The 19,196-nt window shown below is 50.7% G+C and carries 18 protein-coding genes; 4 read left to right on the top strand and 14 right to left on the bottom strand.

Translation table 11 applies throughout. The annotated features are described in order from the left end of the window. Positions 1–49: 49 nt before the first annotated feature. Positions 50–520 carry a GNAT family N-acetyltransferase gene (locus AAY72_RS09325; RefSeq protein ID WP_008984762.1) on the top strand — a complete coding sequence of 157 codons (471 nt, stop codon included), beginning with the start codon at positions 50–52 and terminating at the stop codon, positions 518–520. A gap of 82 nt (positions 521–602) precedes the next feature. Here AAY72_RS09325 and AAY72_RS09320 read toward each other — a convergent pair whose 3' ends face one another. The 6 genes from AAY72_RS09320 to AAY72_RS09295 form a co-directional block, all read right to left on the bottom strand. Beyond that, complete coding sequence (locus AAY72_RS09320) at positions 603–1,400, bottom strand: DUF4198 domain-containing protein (protein ID WP_057787047.1); 798 nt, start codon at positions 1,398–1,400, stop codon at positions 603–605. A 98-nt stretch (positions 1,401–1,498) separates the two neighbouring features. Further along, entirely contained in the window at positions 1,499–1,918 is a 420-nt protein-coding gene (locus tag AAY72_RS09315; protein WP_231728940.1) for a DUF2271 domain-containing protein, read from the bottom strand. A gap of 26 nt (positions 1,919–1,944) precedes the next feature. After that, positions 1,945–2,556, bottom strand: coding sequence for a PepSY-associated TM helix domain-containing protein (locus AAY72_RS09310; RefSeq protein WP_057787045.1), 612 nt, complete (start codon positions 2,554–2,556; stop codon positions 1,945–1,947). A 9-nt stretch (positions 2,557–2,565) separates the two neighbouring features. After that, on the bottom strand, positions 2,566–4,896 hold the full coding sequence (locus AAY72_RS09305; protein ID WP_057787043.1) for a TonB-dependent receptor domain-containing protein: 2,331 nt from the start codon (positions 4,894–4,896) through the stop codon (positions 2,566–2,568). 337 nt (positions 4,897–5,233) lie between these two features. Beyond that, entirely contained in the window at positions 5,234–7,309 is a 2,076-nt protein-coding gene (locus AAY72_RS09300) for a TonB-dependent receptor domain-containing protein (RefSeq protein ID WP_057787041.1), read from the bottom strand. Between the two features lie 110 nt (positions 7,310–7,419). After that, positions 7,420–8,124 carry a 2OG-Fe(II) oxygenase gene (locus AAY72_RS09295; protein ID WP_057787039.1) on the bottom strand — a complete coding sequence of 235 codons (705 nt, stop codon included), beginning with the start codon at positions 8,122–8,124 and terminating at the stop codon, positions 7,420–7,422. Between the two features lie 15 nt (positions 8,125–8,139). Between AAY72_RS09295 and AAY72_RS09290 the strand changes: the two genes are divergently transcribed. Further along, complete coding sequence (locus tag AAY72_RS09290; RefSeq protein WP_057787037.1) at positions 8,140–8,541, top strand: thioesterase family protein; 402 nt, start codon at positions 8,140–8,142, stop codon at positions 8,539–8,541. Positions 8,542–8,629: 88 nt separating this feature from the next. Continuing rightward, complete coding sequence (gene ggt, locus AAY72_RS09285) at positions 8,630–10,354, top strand: gamma-glutamyltransferase (RefSeq protein WP_057787035.1); 1,725 nt, start codon at positions 8,630–8,632, stop codon at positions 10,352–10,354. A 46-nt stretch (positions 10,355–10,400) separates the two neighbouring features. On the opposite strand, the gene AAY72_RS09280 is transcribed toward ggt, so the two are convergent. The 8 genes from AAY72_RS09280 to AAY72_RS09245 all read right to left on the bottom strand — a co-directional run bounded on the left by AAY72_RS09280 (position 10,401) and on the right by AAY72_RS09245 (position 18,359). Further along, a complete protein-coding gene (locus AAY72_RS09280) occupies positions 10,401–10,958 on the bottom strand; it encodes an acyl-CoA thioesterase (RefSeq protein WP_057787033.1) in 558 nt (185 codons plus the stop codon). Positions 10,959–10,982: 24 nt separating this feature from the next. Continuing rightward, positions 10,983–11,339, bottom strand: a complete 357-nt coding sequence (locus tag AAY72_RS09275) for a DUF2288 domain-containing protein (RefSeq protein WP_057787031.1) — start codon at positions 11,337–11,339, stop codon at positions 10,983–10,985. Between the two features lie 22 nt (positions 11,340–11,361). Next, complete coding sequence (locus AAY72_RS09270; protein ID WP_008984773.1) at positions 11,362–12,711, bottom strand: sigma 54-interacting transcriptional regulator; 1,350 nt, start codon at positions 12,709–12,711, stop codon at positions 11,362–11,364. After that, entirely contained in the window at positions 12,698–13,309 is a 612-nt protein-coding gene (locus AAY72_RS09265; RefSeq protein WP_008984774.1) for a hypothetical protein, read from the bottom strand. The genes AAY72_RS09270 and AAY72_RS09265 overlap by 14 nt, the downstream gene beginning before the upstream one ends. Continuing rightward, positions 13,306–14,727, bottom strand: a complete 1,422-nt coding sequence (locus AAY72_RS09260) for a sensor histidine kinase KdpD (RefSeq protein ID WP_008984775.1) — start codon at positions 14,725–14,727, stop codon at positions 13,306–13,308. The genes AAY72_RS09265 and AAY72_RS09260 overlap by 4 nt, the downstream gene beginning before the upstream one ends. A gap of 157 nt (positions 14,728–14,884) precedes the next feature. Continuing rightward, the gene (locus AAY72_RS09255; RefSeq protein ID WP_008984776.1) at positions 14,885–15,073 is read right to left on the bottom strand and encodes a hypothetical protein; all 189 of its coding nucleotides are present in this window, start codon (positions 15,071–15,073) and stop codon (positions 14,885–14,887) included. A gap of 313 nt (positions 15,074–15,386) precedes the next feature. Beyond that, positions 15,387–16,613, bottom strand: a complete 1,227-nt coding sequence (locus tag AAY72_RS09250) for an adenosine deaminase family protein (RefSeq protein ID WP_057787029.1) — start codon at positions 16,611–16,613, stop codon at positions 15,387–15,389. A gap of 126 nt (positions 16,614–16,739) precedes the next feature. Continuing rightward, positions 16,740–18,359, bottom strand: a complete 1,620-nt coding sequence (locus AAY72_RS09245; protein WP_057787027.1) for a methyl-accepting chemotaxis protein — start codon at positions 18,357–18,359, stop codon at positions 16,740–16,742. A gap of 270 nt (positions 18,360–18,629) precedes the next feature. Between AAY72_RS09245 and AAY72_RS09240 the strand changes: the two genes are divergently transcribed. Beyond that, positions 18,630–19,193 (top strand): GbsR/MarR family transcriptional regulator, encoded by a 564-nt coding sequence (locus AAY72_RS09240; RefSeq protein WP_039924842.1) that lies wholly within the window; start codon positions 18,630–18,632, stop codon positions 19,191–19,193. Positions 19,194–19,196 lie beyond the last annotated feature (3 nt).

Genomic DNA, 19,196 nt, shown 5'->3' with positions numbered 1-19,196 from the left:
GCTATCTGCAGCCTCTGCTATAGTGGCTGTCAAAACAACGGAGCAGATTATGCAATGGCAAGTGCTGACTTTTGCTGAATTAGATACCCATACCCTGTATTCATTATTACAGTTACGGGTCGATGTATTTGTGGTCGAGCAAAACTGCCCTTATCCGGAGCTGGATGATAAAGACCTGGATCCGCAAACCCGCCATGTACTACTGAAAAAAGGCGATAAAGTGATCGCCTATGCACGGGTGCTGGCTCCCGGCGTCAGCTTTGCCGGTTTTCCGGGGATCGGACGGGTTTGTGTGTCGCAAACTGCCCGCCGCCTTGGCCTGGGTAAGGTTCTGGTGGAACGGACGCTGGCTGAGACCAGCCAATTATGGCCAGCCACTGATATTCATATTTCCGCGCAGTGTTATCTGCAACGTTTTTACGAAGAATTAGGCTTTAAAGCAGCGAGTGAACCCTACCTGGAAGACGATATTCCGCATTTACAGATGATTAAGTACTTTCAGCAGACTGCAACAGCATAAAGTGCGACGACGGCAGCCTGCTCAGGCAGCCGTCTACTCAATCGCCTTTAAAGATAAGTCTCCTGTAAAGGTAAGCTCCCAGTTAAGGTAAGCCGACTTCAAAAGTCAGGGTCAGTGTCGCCCGGATCTGATCTGCCAGTTCAGTTTTTTCTGCTGATTGATAGCTGGCCTCGATCAGGTAACGACCTGCCTGCGCCGGGATAAAAGCCAGTTTACCCGCGTTATCCGTTTCCAGCGTCTGACGCCCGGCCGCATTACGGTACAACTCATCCTGCTGAGAAAGCTCGACCTTAACACCGGCAGCGGGTTTACCGTCCATTAGCAGTTGCCATTCAATCTTATCCTCTGCCACATAATCCGCCGGATGGGTAATAAAGTTCAGTTCAAAGCCATCCCCTTTCGGGTCCAGCGCAGTGCGATTAGGTGCCTTTACGGTCACCACTGCCAGGGCTTTACTCTGCCCCCGGCTGGTCGTCACCTTAGTCGCGCCAGCCGGTAGCTCTTTAGCCGCCGCCCGCTTATCTGCCATAATGCGCTTACGCTCGCCGTTCACCTCAAACATGGTGAAGTAGCGCGCCGGGCCACCATTTTCAATCAGGTAAGTGCCTTCCTGTACCAGCTGATGGTCGGCCTGGGATTTGCGTTTGCCCTGGTAACTCTGACTAAACTTATGCCGGCTGCCGTCAGGAAACACCAGGCTCAGATTGTCCGGCGACACCCCTTTATCGGCGACAAAGGTCATATTGGCGGCAGACAGATCCACCGAAATCCAGGTGTCTTCGCCGGATAACACAAAATGACTTGGCATCACCCACAGGGTATGGGCCAGACTCGCCTGGCTAAAAAGCGCCAGCATGGCAGCAGTCAGTAATTTCTTCATCGGTATATCCTTCTTCTGTTTAGTCATTTATTTAAGCGTCAGCGTCAACGGTCCCAGCTCTTCAGCCGCCGCCGCATTCAGTTGTTGTGGTTGACCATTTAACTGAAAATCAATTTTTTGCAGGCTCCGCCCCCCTGCTCCCGCGAGGCTTCGACATAGAGCGTATAAGCACCTGGGGCCAGCACCTGCCCCTGATCATCGGTGCCGTCCCAGCTTAACCGGTACTGACCTGGGGTGCGGGTGGCACCGGTCATCGCATCAACCAGCGCAGTATCACTACGGCCAATTTTGCGCCAGAAGCGGCGGATATCTTTTAGCCAGTCAGGCTCCTTACGCCACAGGGCAATCAGTTTTACTGGTTGCTGCTGCGCGTCTTCCACCCAGACAGCGACATAAGGCCGGTAGTACTGTGCCGAAGCCACCTCAGGGATCGTCAGCACAATATCAGCCTCGGCCGCCTGCAGCGACTGGCTTCCCAGACCGAGCAGCAATGCCAGGGTAAATAGTGGTTTTCTCACAATGTTCTCCTTGTTAATGATCGGCGTTAGTGAAAGGCCAGCAGATAAGCCAGCACCGCCATCACGCCGCCAAGCACAGCCAGGGCGTTACCTAACTGCTTTTTCGATGGCATTTTCAGCAACAGATAGAAACCAGTCAGCGCAAACAACAGGCAAGCAATGGCGGTTATATCAATCAGAGCTTTCCACAGGGCACCGCTATCCCGGCCTTTGTGCAGGTCATTTGCTAACGCCAGATAGCCGTTAAACTGTTGCTCAAGCTCGATTTCTGCAGCAGCAAAATCCACCAGGGCGACGGCAAAGCCCGCTGGTCGTTTAAAGCTCAGCTCCAGGGTTTGCTCATCACTATCAAACCGGGCTTGCCAGCTAATGCCAGCCACGCCTTGAGTACTTTTCAGCCAGTCAACCAGCGTTGTTGCATACTCCTGCTGCTGCGTGGCCAGCGGCCAGTGCTGCAAAGGTTCAGGCAGCGGCAACTGCTGCAACTGCTGTTGCGCTCCCCATTTGCTTTGCCAGTCCGGATGATTCAGGGTGATGCCGGTAATAGAGAAAAACAGCAGTAACAACAATACCCACATCGCACTGTAGGTGTGCAGTGTCCGCATTAAGCGGCCTAAGGCCGCTGCCCGCTTTTTCATGCCATCATCCTAGAAACGGTAACTGGCAGATAACCACAGGCTGCGGGCTTGCTGCGTGGTGTTATAGTCTGCGGTACAGTTATAGGTATCTTCCGTTGCCGCCAGTACACAGCTGCGGCTGGATAAGTCATCATCTAACAGGTTGTTAATGCGCGCGCTTAAACTAAGTTGTTCTGAGTAGCGGTAACGCAGCCCAAGATGCAACAGTTCATAGGATTGGTAATACTGTTCTACTGTTTCCGGCCCACTTGGGCCACTGATTTCTGCTACACCGCGAAAACGCTTGCTGCGCACCTCAGCAATCAGCTGCACACTCAGTGGTTCGGCTAATTGCCAGTTTAGGGTGGCGTTCAGCATATTTTTTGGGGTATTGACCAGTGGTAAACCGGCACTCACACCACTTTTTACTTCACTATCGGTGTAGGTGTAATTAGCGTTCAGGCTCAGACTATCAGTAAACTGATATTTACCCGCCAGTTCTACGCCACGAGTGACCGATTTATCGACATTGGCCGCTTGCGAGAATTGGTTGTATCCCAGCGCCGCCCAACCTGGGCCAATATCAACGCAAGGGATACCTGGCGTTACCAGTTCACAGTTTGGCAGGTTATTCTGAGTAATAATTTTATCTTTAAAATCATTCAGGAACAGCGTGATATTACCGCTGAATTTCTCACCTTGATAATAGCTGGCCAGCTCATAGTTAACACTGGTCTCTGGTTGCAGATCCGGGGTTCCTACCATTGGGCTGACGCCCTGACCACCAAAGCCGGTAATGCCAGGAAATAGTTGATTTGGTTCCGGCGTTTTGTAACCGGTACTCACGCCACCTTTTAACGTCCAGGCACTTTCTGGCCGGAAATTAAAATATACCCGCGGGCTAAACTGGCCATTAAAGATATTATGGTCATCGTACCGACCACCGAACGTCAGCGTCAGCTTCGGGTGCAACTCCCAGCTATCTTCAGCAAATACCGCCAATTGTCGGTGCCGCTGTGTAGTGCCATCGCGAAAGCCATCGCCATACATACCAAACACCCCATCTTCCATCTCCGAGTCCAGATACTGGAAACCGGTCACATAGTAGTGATTGCCAATCGAGGAATCCCATTTGCTGTCAACAATCAGGTTATCGATCGCCAGTTCGCGTAGCGGCCGCGGTAAAAAATCGGCCTGTAACTGTTCGCGTAATGCTGGCGTTAACTGCGGCCGGTTAGTATTTTGCGCCAGCCGCGCCGTATCCCAAATTTGTTGCAGCGCCAACCGCTCGTCCACTGTTAACGGCAAAGAACGACCTAAATTTTCACTGCTGCTCCAGGTCAGGCTGCTGCTGAGGGTACCGGCATCGAAGCGGCCCTGATGTGCCAGCACAACTTGTTCCCGTTGTACGCGTTGGTAAGGGGTGTAACCGACTCGCGGCTGCACAATGCCGCCATTGCTAGCACGCCATAAACTTTCGACACTATCCAGGGTGCCGGTTTGGCCCTCGGTATTATCATAACGTTGTCTCGCAACATCATATTCAAAGGTCAGGCGCTGTTTTTCGGTCAGCGCATAGTTCAGGCTGGTGCCGAGATTCCAGATTTTGGCAGCCACAATTTTCTTATCACCAAAACTGCCTTCATCCACCCAGATACTGCCATCCGGCAAAGGCCGGCTCTCACTGTAGGTAGGGTCACTTTCGCCGCGATCATAAATACTGCCGCGCAGGGCATAAGTCAGTGCTGCCAGTCCCGTCGGGCCGGTCAGGTAAAAGTCGGCTTTATGATCGTTACCATACTGGCTGTCTTGCTGCAGATTGCTGCTTAGCGTGACACTGCCATGAGTTTGCTCTAAATCACGACGGGTAACGATATTTACTACCCCACCGATGGCATCTGCGCCATAGAGGGTCGACATCGGGCCGCGTACCACCTCAATCCGTTCAATTGCTTCCAGTGGTGGCATATACATAAACTGGCTGTTGCGGAAATTGTTCGGGCCGATATTGCCAATATCGCTCTGGCGGCGGCCATCAATCAGAATTAGCGTGTATTCCGCCGGTAAACCGCGCATCGTAATACTGATATTGCCGTTTTTATCCTGACCGGCGCCGACATCAATGCCTTCAATATCGCGAAGTGCATCCGCCAGGCTGGTATAAGGGCGGTTTTGCAAATCGTCCCGGCTGACCACGCTGACGCTGGCGGGTGCATCGACCAGTTTTTGCTCATAACCCGAGGCGGTAACCACGATCACTTCCAAATCATAATCCGCCTGAGAGGACACTTCAGCTACAGCCGGTAAGGTGCCAACAGCCACGGCAATGGCCGCGCTGAGCATGGAGAAACGAGATAACATGATGCATTCCTTGTTTGAGCCTGAAGGCGCAGTAATAAACCAAATACTGAATTGAACTTTTCTGTGGCTGGCCAGACACGAAGCAAATAATAACCATTATCATTTAAACCATCAATAGCAAATGATAATCATTATCAAACAAATTTCTGATTTAGGGAAATTGGTCTGTAACAAGGAAAGATCGGGACCGTAGTCGCATTGTCATCGCTGCTCAGCAGCTTGGAGGTTGCTAGGTAAAGTCGCTATTAATGCCGATTAACGTGCCCCAGACTCACTATCCGGAGCTTGAAAAAAAAAGCCTGTGACAGTGCACAGGCTCTTATTCTACTGGAGGTTATCAGAAGCGATAACGGAAGCCCGCTTCGAAAGAACGTTCAGGACCGACATAGATCCCCTGCCGTAAGCCTGAGATATATTGCTTATCCGCCAGGTTTTTTACTGAGCCATAAACCGTAAAGCCGTCAAAGACACTGTACTGCGCCATTAAGTCGTACACAGTATAGGCTGGCAGCAAACCACCCCAGATACCGCCGGCGGCATTGGCAGGAATATCAACTATATTGGTCGGGTCGGCATATTGTTCACCACGATGATGCGCCGTCAGGGCCACACTCAGCGCTTCGCCGGTGTAACTTAGTGCCAGATTCGCCAGTATTTTCGGCGCATACGGAATCCGGTTACCGGCATTCACACCAGACTTAAACTCCGAGGTCGGCACCCAGGTCGCGTTAGTGTCAACCCGGAAACCGCCACCCAGCTCATAACCTAACAAGAATTCCATACCGGTATGTTCGGTTTTACCGGCGTTAGATTGCGACAGATTCGGATCGCTGTTACCGGTAACTACCTGGTTAGCAAAGTTCATGTAGAACGCCGAGACTTCATAGTTAGCGGCGCCTGCTGTACCCCGTAACCCCAGCTCATAGTTTACTGAACGTTCACCATCTAACTGCTGATCGGTTAAACCATCCAGCGCCACACCATTTGAGGCCGGTGAGAAGGCACGATAAACGCCACCATAAAGCTGTGCCTGAGCAGTTAACTCATAGGTCAGGCCGACACCCGGCAATAGCTCGGTATTGGTCGTCTTCGCTGAATTATTATTGTCGGTCAGGATCACCCGCTTTTGCTCATAGGATTCAATCCGCAAACCCGGCGTTACCGCTAACTCATCGGTCAGTTGGATCCGGCTTTGGGCATAACCGGCGACGCTGGTGGCAGAATCAACAATATGGCGATCATTATTACCAGAGCGATCAGCGGCACGGGTAGCACGGATCCGAGTATCGTTAGATTCTTCTTCCATTAAGCGCAAGCCCACTTCACTGGCCGCCGCATAACCAAATAGCTGCTGATCGAAGCTTAACCGGCTCTCAATACCCAGACGCTCAAAGCCACGGTTATTGCCGGTCAAAGTGTCGGTATATACCCAACGCCCTGCGGCATTTGACGCAGCAGTATTGACGTCATACCGCCAGTAATCACGGGTAATATCACTCCAGTACAGCAGGGTATTCAGTTTGGCATTGTTCCCCAGGATAACTTCATGGTTCAGATCCAGAGCCGTGCGGTCGGTCAGATACCAGTCATCCGCTGCCGGGTTGTAACGCTCACCATTCAGGTAATCGGCCAGTAACAAACCACGGTAGGAAATATTGGCTTCGTTTTCATGATAGGAAAATTTCACCCCGACTTTCTGCTTATCGCTGATGGCTAAACCGGCTTTGACCATCACATCAGACATATCGTAGCCTTTGTCCATAAAGCCATCGCTGCTGGCTTTAGTGGCAACAACGCCGGCAAAAGCATCTTCTGCTTGATTCTTGGCACCGGCTTCGATCGTCATTTCACGCATATTAAAGGAACCGGCACGGGCCGACAGCTGCACACCGTCATCCGGCGTTTTGGTAATGTAGTTCACCACACCACCGATGGTGGACGGGCCATAGCGTAAAGAGGCTGAGCCTTTTAACACTTCCACCGACTCGACGCGCTGGATCCGGGTATTAAAATAACGGTCGTTACCGATAAATAAGCCCGGCGCAACCGGTACGCCATCTTCCAGTAACAACGATTTAGACTCTCCGGCCGACAAGCCGCGGATGCCGAAGTTAGCGACGATTGAGGTTTCTTCTTCGCCTTTGATATTGATGCCCGGTACGCGGCGCAGCACATCTTCGGTCGATAACGGCTGTACTTGCTCAATTTGAGTGCGGTCAATCAGGATCACTGAGCCGGTCTCCTCAAAACGATGTACCTGCTGCTGGCCCTTGACCCGGATTACTTCAATTGATGGCATCACCTTGCTGGCGCTGCTTTCAGTAGCCGCTTCTTCTGCTACCGCAGCCAGACTGACTGCACCTAAGGACAATGCCACGGCCAATGCCACGGGCTGACGTTTAGTCGACAACATAAAACCTCACCTGGATAATCATGATGTATGAAATTGCCGCGCATCTTAGCAACTTCAAACTTAAACAGCAATAATTATCATTTGGCTTTATGGTTGTGTTACTGTCACTATTATTTTACCGGTGCGCCATACAGGGTTTCAGCGCGCTGGAGTAAAATCCAGCTGGTCAAGATGTACTTATCATTGGATACCGGCACAGCACCACGGTGAGTATGGGTAAAATACGCCGGGGCTATCACCATACGGCCGGCTTTGGGCTGGATGCTCTGCTGCTGATAGTAAAAATCGGTCTGCCCGCCCTCAGTCACATCATTCAGATAAAACATAAACAGTAAGCTACGGTGCAGCGGCTCGTTGTCCGGTAATTGCGGATACACCTCGCAATGCCAGTAGTTATAGTTACCCTTACCGGCGGCATATTTTTGTGCCTGAATCGGCCCTAGCCGGTATAAAGTACGCATAAAATCAAAAGTTTGCTGCTCGCTAAACTGACCAAAATTATCATGGGTAACCGGCAAGGGTTGACCACTGACCGGGTCGCTGGTGGTAATGCCCACTGGCGCAATCAGTGCAAAGTGGTACTTCTTAAAATACTGATGAGCATAGTGCGTGGTCACCTGAAGAATTTGCTGCAACAAAGTGGCATATTCCGGGTGTTCGTTTAAATAAAGATCGGTACTGATTTTTTTGCTGGTATCCACACCAGCCCCGGTACGGCCAGCCTGAGTGTATGGGCTTTGCTCAAAAGCGCTAATCAGCTGTTGGCAAAGTGCCGGGCTTAACGCATTATCATAAACTTCAATAAAATTGGTCATGTAAGGGTCCTACTGATGTTTACCGAGGTTATCCAGCCCCGTTTTTCTGATACTGATGCCTTAGGGCATATTAACAATACGGTGTTTGCGGTCTGGTTTGAAAGCGCCCGCCAACCGGTTTTCCGGATTTTTACTCCGGACTTGGATGTCAAAAAATGGGCTCTGATTATTGCCGGAATTCAACTGAATTACCATGCCCAAACCCACTACGGCGAGCCGGTCGAAATCCGTACCTGGATCAGTGAAATCGGTAACCGCTCCTTTAAGGTTTATCAGGAAGCCTGGCAACACGGCCAAAAAACCGTGTCTGGTACTGCGGCAATGGTCAAATTCGATTATCAACAGCAACAGGCCAGCCCGTTAACAGAAGCGGAACGGGCGCAACTTAGCGCACATCAGCCTACCGCCGAAAACTAACGACTGAGCGAAAGCGGCTGGCATGCGTATTAATAACTGCTTAAGTTACTCAAAAAAGCTTAGCCAAAATAACAGGGGACACTTTTATATGCAGAAAAAATTGATAACGCTGCTGCTGGCACTAACGGTGATCTCGTCACCGTTAGTGCAGGCTTTCGACCGAATTACCGGAAAAGATTTTGCCAGCCGTTCCGAGGTCATAGCCACTGAAGCCATGGCGGCCACCAGTCACCCGCTGGCAACACAGATTGCGCTGGATGTGATGAAACAAGGCGGCAACGCCATCGATGCCGCTATCGCCGCCAATGCTGCGCTGGGCTTAATGGAACCAACCGGTAACGGCATTGGTGGTGATCTGTATGCCATGATTTGGGATGCCAAAAGCGGCAAGCTCTATGGACTGAATGCCTCAGGTCGTTCCCCGCTGGGATTAAGTTACGACACCTTAAAGGCGGAACTGGAGAAACTGGGCCGTACTGATTTACCACCACACGGCATGCTGCCAATCAGTGTGCCGGGCACTATCGACGGCTGGTTTGAAATGCACAAAAAGTTCGGCAAGTTGCCAATGCCACAGCTATTGCAGCCGACCATCGATTACGCTGAGAAAGGCTTCCCGGTCACTGAGTTAATTGCCTATTATTGGGACCGCAGTGTGCCAATTTTAAGCCCGCAGCCGGGAGATTTTAAAGGCACTTTTACCATCAATGGCAAGGCGCCGGCCAAGGGGCAGATCTTTAAAAACCCGGGCTTAGCTTACACCCTACGTACGGTAGCGAAAGAGGGGCGCGATGCTTTCTACCGCGGCGAAATCACCCGCAAAATTGATAAGTTTATGACGGAAAATGGTGGCTATCTGCGCTTTGCAGATTTTGCCAATCATCGCTCAGACTGGGTTGAACCGGTAGGTGTGGATTACAAAGGCTATACGCTGTGGGAGTTACCACCGAACGGCCAGGGCATTGCCGCGCTGCAGATGCTGCAAATTCTGAAAAACTTTGATTTAGCCGCGCTGGGCTACAATACTCCGGAAAGCATCCACTTGATGGTAGAAGCAAAAAAACTGGCGTTTGAAGATCGCGCCAAGTTTTATGCCGATATGGACTTTTACAAAACACCAATCAGCAAGCTGATTTCTGAGGAATACGGCCGCGAACGCGCCAAACTGATTGGTCAACGCGCTGCGCAACGGGTTGATGCCGGTAATCCGCACCTGTATGAGGGCGATACCATCTATATGACAACGGCCGATAAAGACGGCAATATGGTGTCGCTGATCCAGAGTAATTACCGTGGTATGGGCTCTGGCGTAGTAGTGCCGGGCTTAGGCTTTGTGTTCCAGGATCGGGGCCAGTTGTTTTCAATGGATAAAAACCATGCCAACGTTTACGAGCCGGGCAAACGTGCTTTTAATACGATTATTCCGGCCTTTGTTACCAAAGATGACAAACCATTGATCAGCTACGGCGTGATGGGCGGTGCCATGCAGCCACAAGGTCATGTGCAAATTCTGGTCAACATGGTCGACTTTGGCATGAATCTGCAGGAAGCCGGTGATGCCGCCCGTTGGCAGCATCTGGGCAGTACTGAACCTACGGACGGCCAGGATGCCTATCTGAAAAACGGTGGCTATATTGAAGTGGAGCGTGCTATTCCGTTTGAAACCGTGCGCGAGCTGCAAAAACGTGGTCACGACGTACGTTATGGCCTGGGTGGTTATGGTGGCTATCAGGCGATTATGAAAGACCATATTAATGGTGTTTGGATTGGTGCCTCGGAATCGCGTAAAGACGGCCAGGCTGCAGGCTATTAAGCCTATCATCACAGGGCGACCAGGGTGTCGCCCTTTTTTATGCGCGCTAAATCACCAGCTCGACTTTGGCATCAAAATGCTGGCGGATTTCACACACTGCCTGCTCCAGACAACCGGCGAACGGCTCAGCTGAAGCGGGTTTTTGCTTGCGCAATTCTATACGCTCCGCCGCTTTTAAGTAGCGCATTACTTCTTCTTTGCTGCGCAAAATCAAACGTGGTACGGCTACGGGTTTACCGGTTTCGGCATCTTTGGCAATCATCGTAAAGTACGACGAATTACAATGCTTGATTTGACCCGTCTGAATATTTTGCGCGTCAACCCGGATCCCGACCACCATCGAACTGGTGCCGACAAAATTTACCGACGCATTTAGAGTAACTAATTCGCCAACTTCAATCGGGCTTAGAAAATCCACCCGATCTACCGATGCTGTCACACAATACTTACCACTAAATTTGGAGCCACAGGCAAAGGCAATCTGGTCCATCAGCGATAGCAGGTAACCACCGTGGATCTTGCCACTAAAGTTGGAGTGCGATGGCAACATCAGCTGCGACAGCGTAATGTGAGAACAGGCAACGGTTTTATAATCCAGACTCATAACGTGCTCCGGCGCAGTGGGCGCTTAGTTTAACTGTTGCGGTAACGGCTTATCCTGTACCAGCACCCAGGGTGAAATCACTACCGCCCATAACTCTGCCTGTTGCTGATACCATTGCTGCGCTTGTTGCTCGCTGGCGCGCTCAACCTGGCCGCTTTGCAGCCACCGGGCAACCTGCTGTTTATCATCACGGCTAAAGGCAAAGGCGACACTAATCAGATCCAGCTCAGCGGCAACGCTAATCACACTGCCGGCAGCATAAAACTTTTGCAATTCCAGCCAGCTGATGCGGGCCGTTTCACTGATAATTTTCGCCCGGACCAGCTCCGGGTTTTCGGCTTCTTCAGCCAGCCAGGCGTCTGGCGGGGTGGGTTTATGCATATTTTTTATCCTGCACAGTGTCCTATTCCAGTTCATCACCCTGTTCGGCGACTTGCTGGGCACTGAGTTCATGTTTCTTCAGCAACTTATAAAAGTCGGTACGATTGCGACCAGCCAGTTCGGCGGCCCGGGTAACATTGCCTTCCGTCATCTGCAGCACCCGGATCAGATACTGACGCTCAAACTGGTCACGGGCTTCGGTTAATGTTGGCCAATAGCTGCTATTTTGCGATAGTGCCTGCTCGACCAATAACGCCGAAATCACCGGGCTTTGCGTTAAGGCCACACACTGCTCGACCACGTTGACCAGCTGCCGCACATTACCCGGCCACTTTGCAGTCGCTAGCAGCTGTAGCGCATCATCGGAAAAGCGGGTTACCTTAACGTGATGCCGCTCGGCACTTTGCTGCAGCACATGACGGGCTAACAGCGGAATATCTTCAGCCCGCTGTTCCAGCGTCGGCAACTGCAAATTGACGACATTTAAGCGGTAGTATAAATCCTCGCGGAAACTGCCATCGGCCATTGCCTGCTGCAAATCACGGTGCGTGGCAGACAATACCCGCACATTAATCGGCATCGTCTTAGCACTACCCACCGGCCGGATCTGCCGTTCCTGCAAGGCCCGTAATAATTTCACCTGCAAGGCCACCGGCATATCGCCAATTTCATCTAAAAACAGCGTGCCACCGTCAGCCTCGCGAAATAAACCGGCGTGTTCAGTCACCGCGCCGGTAAAGGCGCCTTTACTATGACCAAAAAGTTCGGATTCCAGCAAATGCTCCGGCAAGGCACCACAGTTAATCGCCACAAAGGGCTTGGTCGCCCGCGGACTGGCATTATGAATCGCTTTAGCTAACAGTTCTTTACCGGTACCACTGGCACCGGTAATCAGCACACTCACATCGCGCTGCGCTACCCGGTACGCTTGCTCCAGCACATTTTGCATCAGCGGGCTACGGGTAATAATGGCCTCGCGCCATTGTTCCTGCTCCGGTAAAGATTGATTCAGCGCCCGCTGTAATACTTCACGTAATTCAGCCGGGTTAAGCGGCTTAGTTAAAAAGCCAAACACACCACGCTGGGTCGCCGCCACAGCTTCCGGGATTGAACCATGAGCAGTCATCAGGATCACCGGTAAGCCTTTATAACGCTTAGCGATTTCATCAAACAGACTCATACCGTCTAACCCCGGCATCCGCAGGTCGCTCAGCACCACATCCACGCTTTGTTTCGCCAACAAGGCTAATGCCGTTTCAGCGCTGTCGGCATTAATCACCTGATAACCTTCTCCTTCCAGCCGCAGCGTCAACAGCCGCAGTAAGCTCGGATCATCATCGACTAACAATAAACGTGGGTTATCCCGGGCCATTATTGCCTCCGTTATTGTTTTCTACCGGTTGCTGATTGAGTTCAGCTTCAATTTGGGTCAGGGCATCAATTTTCTTTTGCAGTTCACGGTTGGTTTTTTGTAGCCGTTCCAGCTGGTCTTGTTGCTGGGCATTGAGCCGGGTGACAGCCGTTACTGCGGACTCTGCCTCTAACAATTTTTGATTGAAGGTCAGCTCCCAGCTAAACAAAGCGGCCAGCCGTGGCGGCAAACTTAATAGCACTTCAGTTAACTGGGTTTGCACCCGAAACCGGCTGACATAAGGCATATCCGGATGCAAATTCAGTAAAGCTAACTGAAACTGACTCACCTCATCCTGTGTTTCCAGACTGGCTAACCGCAAGCGCTCGGCTTCCGGTTCAAGCAAAATACGCTGCTTATAATCGAGCCAGGCTTTTAGCGTTGCCGGCTCGTCATTAAATGCCAGAATATCCTCCGGCTCCGGCTCAGTCAGCTCTAATGCCGGTGGTTGCTCCGGCACAATTTCAACCGGCGGCTCTGATGGTGGCGGCAGCGGGGGCGCAGTTAGCTGGCAGGCGGTTAACAGCGCCAGCGACACGAGAACTAAAGATTGCTTCATACCGGTTTTTCTCCTGATAGCGGCAAGCGCACACGGATACAGACATCGGCATAGACGACGTCGACGATGTCTGCGTGACCGCCAAGTAAACGGGCGCAGTCAGCCACAATCGACAAACCTAACCCTGAGCCTTGTACTGCATCAAAACGTGGGGTAGTACCACGCTGAAAAGGTTCAAATAATTTTTCCCGTAATGCCACCGGGATCGGTGATCCGTTGTTGGCAACTTCCAGCACTATGCTTTCATCCTGCCGGTAAAGTTTAACCCAAACCGGGCTGCCCTCAGCGCCATAGGCCTGAGCGTTATTAATCAGATTATCCAAAATACGCCGGAATAACATTTCGTCGGTACAGAGCGAACTAAGCTGGCAATCCAGCTTTACCTGCTGCTGGCGCTGCTGCAGTGACAAGGCGTGGTCATTAAAACACTCCTGCATCAGCTGCTGCGGCACCACCTGACTCCAGTTCGGCTGTGCTTGCTGCAGTAAACGGTTATAGTCCAGTAATTGCTCGGTCAGTACGCTCAGGCGGTCGGCGCTGGCATTGAGTAAGGTTACTACTTCCTGTTGCTGCGGTGTTAAAGGCCCAACCAGCTGCTCACTGAGCAGCGCACAGCCTTCACGGATACTGGAAAGCGGGGTTTTTAATTCGTGTGAGGCGTGACGCAGTAAAATTAAACGCAATGCCTCCAGTTGCTGCAAGCGGGAACTTAACCAGCGTAATTGCTCACCTAATTCGGTCAGCTCGCGCGGGCCACGCAGCTTTTCGTCCGGAAACTGATGCTTGGGTTGAGCAATGGCCCGAATCATCCGGTCCAGCTTTTGTACCGGCGCGGCAATCCGGCCGGACGCCCAAAGTACCAACAGTAAAGTGAGCATCACCAGCGCGAAGGTTTCCCAGGCCAGCTGTTGCTGGGTGGAGGTAACCTGCTGTTGTTGTCGATCCAGTTGTTGCTCCAGCAGATCCCAGATTTCTTTGGTAATTTGTTGTTGCTGGGTACGAACCTGTTGTAGTAATGCTTCCGGGACTTCGGTTAGTGGTTCGTTAAAGCGCGCCCGCAGCCCCTGTAACGCGCTGCGCTGCGCGCCACACAATGCCAGATCCGGAAGATCACGGCAGAGTTGCTCCAGTAATTGCAGTTGATTGTCGATATGATTTAAGGCTAGCCGCTGTAAGGCGTCGGTACGGACCACCGCAAACTGGCGCACGGCACGTTCAATGTCTACCACCAGGCTTTGCATACTTTCGGCCTGGCGTACGCTGGACACCGCCTGCTCAGCCGATGCGATAGCATAGTTACTGACGCCACTTAATGACTTATTACTTTGCCATAACAAGACGCCTACCGGAATCAACGCCAAAAAAAAGCTTAGCAATACCAGTTGCCGTAATGATGCGGTTTGCACGGAAAAGCGCATAGGCTCCACCCTCAGAAAAGTCTGAGTTTAGTTTACTGAAAATTCAGGGCCTTGTATTGCCGAAAGCGGTAGAAACTGCCGCTGCGCTACAAAAAAAAGGCCAGTACTAAGACTGGCCAAGGCAGATTCAGCTAGATCGCTGATCTATGGGATTCGATTACTGCGCTAACTCAGTGTTCATGCTCTGCGCATAAACTGGTTGTGTAGCCTTAGCTGAGCGGGCAGATTGCTCCTGCTCCCAAGCCTGAACACTGGCGTTATTCAGATCAACACGACGTAACAGCGTAAAAACAATGGCCATATTGGCAACCAGGAACAGCGTGATAAAACTTAAAAACATATCCATGATACTTCTCCGGCTATGGGCTCCATATGGGAGCGTTCGGTGCTGTCTCAGGAGAATCGCGTAAAAGTAATACTTATTGCTTTTACGCTATTCCCCTGCAGCGTCACAGATATTAATGCAGCAGTCGTACCAACTTAATTTAATTATTTTAAATCAATAAGTTATTATATTTTTTACGGAAGGAAGGCAACCGGGGTGCCGCTAACTGTTGCTAATTAGCGACACCAAAAAGCGGCAAATAAGAGAGTCTTTAAAAAACAACAGCTTAGCATGTATGCAAAATGCGACACCAAGCGTAAACGTCTGATTTCAATCAAATAAAACCATAACGCTGAGCTACACGGTCAAAATATTCCAGACATTGTTTAGCGTATTGACGTTTCTCGACATAGCTGCCTGGGAAAAAGCTTTTCTTGAAGCCGTACGCCACCATATCTTTCAACCGTTTTAGCGGCACATCGAAGTTATCCAACGCCAGCTGATACTCTTTGCTGACAGTTGTATTAGACACCAGACGATTGTCGGTGCAGATCACCGTAGCAATCCGGTGTTCCAACATATCTTTAAACTTATGCTGGCGGATATCGGTAATTGCCGGATTGGTTTGCAGATTACTGGTCAGGCAAACCTCTACTGCGATACGCTTATCGGCGATATAAGAAGCCAGATTATTAATATATTTAGTTTTATCAGTAATCGCCGGATCTTTAATCATCTCCGGGATAAACATCGAATAGCCATGGCCAATACGATCGGCATAACATTCGGTAATGGCTTCAAATACACTTTCCGCACCGTAGGCTTCGCCGGCATGCAGGGTTTTCAGTAAAAAGTGTTGGTGAGCGTACTCATAGACTTCTTTAAATTTACCCGCCGGATAACCCGCCTCCTGCCCCGCCAAATCCAGACCAACAATCGGGATGCCCTCGTCATCCCTTAACCGCACACTGGCCCGTACCAACTCCATCGCTGCCAGTTTGATCACATCCATCGGCGCAAAATCGCGCATTAATTGAAACAGGTTGGTGTAATAAGGTGAAAAACCTTTATTACCAAACATCCGCATTGCACAGTTAATAATGCCATAATAAAACGGTGGTTTCTGACCGCTCAGTACCGCTTCAGTGGCGTTATATTCTTGCATCGCCTGCTTTAGACCGTTATTCACTGCATGCATAATCCGGTCGAAATCGATACCGCGGGTCAGATCGATCAGCAACTGCGGCGCAAACCGCACTTCGATATAGTTGACCCCTTCCGCCTGATTATCCACTGCCAGCTCGTAAGCGGCCTGTTGCAGGTTTTCCGGGTCGCGTAACACGGCACAGGTATATTGGAAGCAATGCAGATACTCACCCAGATTCTGATAGCGCTCTTTGAACACCAGCTCTTTTAAGCCAGCTACCGTCTCAGAAGGCAAAGTGACCTGGCTGCGTTTGGCCATGTCGATAAGACTGTCTAACCGTAAACTGCCGTCCAAATGCAAATGTAAATCGGACTTGGGCATCATCTTAATAAAGTCGGCGGAGTAGCGTGGCATAATCATTCCTCTGTTAACTAGCTGAAAGAATATCACAATCAGCTTGCCACAAAGGAATGGTAACGAAAAATTGCATAAGCTCTAAAAGCAACAGGGCGCCGATAGCGCCCTGTTGCTTTACATGAATTAAACCTTAAAGCGGTTTACCAGCTCATTAAGTTGAATTGCTAATCGCGACAATTCTGTTGCGCTGGCAGAGGTTTGCTGCGAACCGGCTGAGGTTTGATTGGCCAGGTCGCTGATAGTAATAATATTACGGTCAATTTCCCGTGCCACTTTCGATTGCTCTTCAGCGGCACTGGCAATGACATGGTTCTGATCGCTGATACTGGTAATATTGGTCGCGATCTGCCCCAGGGCTGCGGCAGCTTCTTCAGCCACATTTTGGGCATCACCAGCGTTTTGGCTAATTAGCCCCATGGCATTTACCGCTTCACGTACCGAACCTTGCACTTGTTGGATCATTTGTTCAATTTCACCGGTGGAGGTTTGGGTGCGGTGCGCCAAACTACGCACTTCGTCGGCGACGACGGCAAAACCGCGGCCGGCATCACCGGCGCGGGCTGCTTCGATCGCCGCATTCAGCGCCAGCAGGTTGGTTTGCTCGGCCACACTGCGAATCACTTCCAGCACCTGGTTAATTGACGAGACTTTTTCTGCCAGCACATTAATCACGGTGACGCTTTGCTGAACCTCGGTATTCATCTTGCCGATAACAGCACGGGTCTGGGTAACCTTCTGGCTACCATCTTTGGCCAAGTTGGCCGATTGTGCAGACGCATCTGAGGTTTGCATCGCCGTTGCCGCCACTTCATCAACGGCTGAGCTCATCTCAGTGATCGCGGTCGCGGCTTGTTGTACTTCGTCATTTTGTTGCTGAATGGCGCGCGCTGACTCATCGGTAACGGCATTGAGTTCTTCCGCAGCAGAGGCCAGCTGACTGGCTGAGCTGGCGATATGGCCAATGGCATCACGCAGTTTTTGCTGCATTTGTTGTAAGGCTTCAGCCAGGCGGGTTAACTCATCGTCACCGTCTTTATTGATACGCTGCGTCAAATCACCTTCAGCAATTTGCCGGGCAGACTCAACCGCTTGCTCCAGCGGTGCATTAATGCTGCGCGAAATAACCAGTGCAATCACTATAGCAATCGCCACCGCTAACACTATTAGTACAATAACAATAATACGGGCGGCCTGATAAGCACTGACTGACTCGGTTCGCGCGGTGTTAGCAGCTTGCTGTTTGATACGGGTGAGATCGAGTAAATCCGTTGTCATCTGTGCCGTAATCGGGTTAATTTGCTGCAGCAAATCCAGCGCCATACCGGTCTCGTCCTGCTTCAGAAACTCGATCGCTTCTTGCTGTAACTGCAAATATTGCTGTAATCTTTTTTCGAAATCAGCAAAAACTTCCCTCTCTTCATCCAGATATATGTTAGCAGAAAATGCCTGCTCATTACGCCGCACCTCTGCTCGTAATTGCTCTACTTCGTTCAGTGTGGCGCCTTCCTGCGTAATGTCGGTAGTTAACATCAAGCGTAAGGTTAAGGCCCGCAGAAGGGTGACGTTCAGATTTAAGTCCGCCAGGCTCATTAGTGAAGGTAAAGTATTAGTTTCAACCAAATTCGCCCGTTCACGAATTTGCGACATGGTATTCAGGTTATAAAGACCCAGCGCGGCCAGCATAAAAGCCAGAGCGCCAAAGGCTGCCAGTAAACGTTTTTGAATGGATATTGTTCTAAACATAGGTTAAACCTTGCATTAAGTTAACGGCGTAACTAACTTGATCCGTAATGAATGTTTCGCGGGTGAGTTTCACTACTTTAGCAGTTCTATCAAGCCTTAACAGTCCTGTCGATAGAAAAGCCCAACTTTTTTTCTGAATCGTGCGCTCAACGCCCACTAAATTCTTTTAATTAGTTCGCAGCCATACCTGCAAATTATGTTGATCTGGATCAAGCAACAAGCGTATTATTATTTCAGAAATTTCTGAAAGTTCAGTAACGGGATGCGCATATGCAAATGACTCCAATGATTGAATCCTTTGTTTACCACTTTGGCGAAATGGGCAGCCGTTGGGGCTTTAACCGTACCGTTGGCCAAATTTACGCCCTGCTGGTGATTAGCGAGCAACCGCTCTGTGCCAATGAAATTGGTGAGCTGCTGGGGATTTCGCGCGGCAATGTCAGTATGGGGTTAAAAGAGTTGGGTAGCTGGCAGCTGGTGCAGGTTAGCCATAAACCCGGCGAGCGGCGCGAGTTTTATCATAGCCGCGGTAGTATCTGGGATATGGCCAACCGGGTGTTTGAAGAGCGGCGCAAACGGGAAATGGACCCGACGCTTAGCTTACTGCGTGACATTATGATGGACGAAGCGGCTAATCCGGAAGAAGCCTTTGCCCAAAAGCGCATCGCCGAAATTCACGATCTGCTGGAGAACATTACTGAATGGACGCAAAGCCTGCAATCCTTGTCGCCGGAGAAGCTGAATACCTTAATGAAGTTAGGCTCCGGCGTTGGCAAGGTACTGGAATTTACCGATAAGTTTTTAGGTAAAAAAGATCCGGCAAAACAAGCCTAGCTG

Source organism: Alishewanella sp. WH16-1 (assembly GCF_001441695.1).
GTDB lineage: Bacteria > Pseudomonadota > Gammaproteobacteria > Enterobacterales > Alteromonadaceae > Alishewanella > Alishewanella agri.
This window is presented reverse-complemented; position numbering and strand designations above follow the sequence as displayed.

Excerpts from the sequence above, each read along its gene's own strand:
- AAY72_RS09325 (WP_008984762.1), top strand. The coding sequence starts at position 50 with ATGCAATGGCAAGTGCTGACTTTTGCTGAATTAGATACCCATACCCTG.
- AAY72_RS09320 (WP_057787047.1), bottom strand. The coding sequence starts at position 1,400 with ATGAAGAAATTACTGACTGCTGCCATGCTGGCGCTTTTTAGCCAGGCG.
- AAY72_RS09310 (WP_057787045.1), bottom strand. The coding sequence starts at position 2,556 with ATGAAAAAGCGGGCAGCGGCCTTAGGCCGCTTAATGCGGACACTGCAC.
- AAY72_RS09305 (WP_057787043.1), bottom strand. The coding sequence starts at position 4,896 with ATGTTATCTCGTTTCTCCATGCTCAGCGCGGCCATTGCCGTGGCTGTT.
- AAY72_RS09300 (WP_057787041.1), bottom strand. The coding sequence starts at position 7,309 with ATGTTGTCGACTAAACGTCAGCCCGTGGCATTGGCCGTGGCATTGTCC.
- AAY72_RS09295 (WP_057787039.1), bottom strand. The coding sequence starts at position 8,124 with ATGACCAATTTTATTGAAGTTTATGATAATGCGTTAAGCCCGGCACTT.
- AAY72_RS09290 (WP_057787037.1), top strand. The coding sequence starts at position 8,140 with ATGTTTACCGAGGTTATCCAGCCCCGTTTTTCTGATACTGATGCCTTA.
- ggt (WP_057787035.1), top strand. The coding sequence starts at position 8,630 with ATGCAGAAAAAATTGATAACGCTGCTGCTGGCACTAACGGTGATCTCG.
- AAY72_RS09280 (WP_057787033.1), bottom strand. The coding sequence starts at position 10,958 with ATGAGTCTGGATTATAAAACCGTTGCCTGTTCTCACATTACGCTGTCG.
- AAY72_RS09275 (WP_057787031.1), bottom strand. The coding sequence starts at position 11,339 with ATGCATAAACCCACCCCGCCAGACGCCTGGCTGGCTGAAGAAGCCGAA.
- AAY72_RS09270 (WP_008984773.1), bottom strand. The coding sequence starts at position 12,711 with ATGGCCCGGGATAACCCACGTTTATTGTTAGTCGATGATGATCCGAGC.
- AAY72_RS09265 (WP_008984774.1), bottom strand. The coding sequence starts at position 13,309 with ATGAAGCAATCTTTAGTTCTCGTGTCGCTGGCGCTGTTAACCGCCTGC.
- AAY72_RS09260 (WP_008984775.1), bottom strand. The coding sequence starts at position 14,727 with ATGCGCTTTTCCGTGCAAACCGCATCATTACGGCAACTGGTATTGCTA.
- AAY72_RS09255 (WP_008984776.1), bottom strand. The coding sequence starts at position 15,073 with ATGGATATGTTTTTAAGTTTTATCACGCTGTTCCTGGTTGCCAATATG.
- AAY72_RS09250 (WP_057787029.1), bottom strand. The coding sequence starts at position 16,613 with ATGCCACGCTACTCCGCCGACTTTATTAAGATGATGCCCAAGTCCGAT.
- AAY72_RS09245 (WP_057787027.1), bottom strand. The coding sequence starts at position 18,359 with ATGTTTAGAACAATATCCATTCAAAAACGTTTACTGGCAGCCTTTGGC.
- AAY72_RS09240 (WP_039924842.1), top strand. The coding sequence starts at position 18,630 with ATGCAAATGACTCCAATGATTGAATCCTTTGTTTACCACTTTGGCGAA.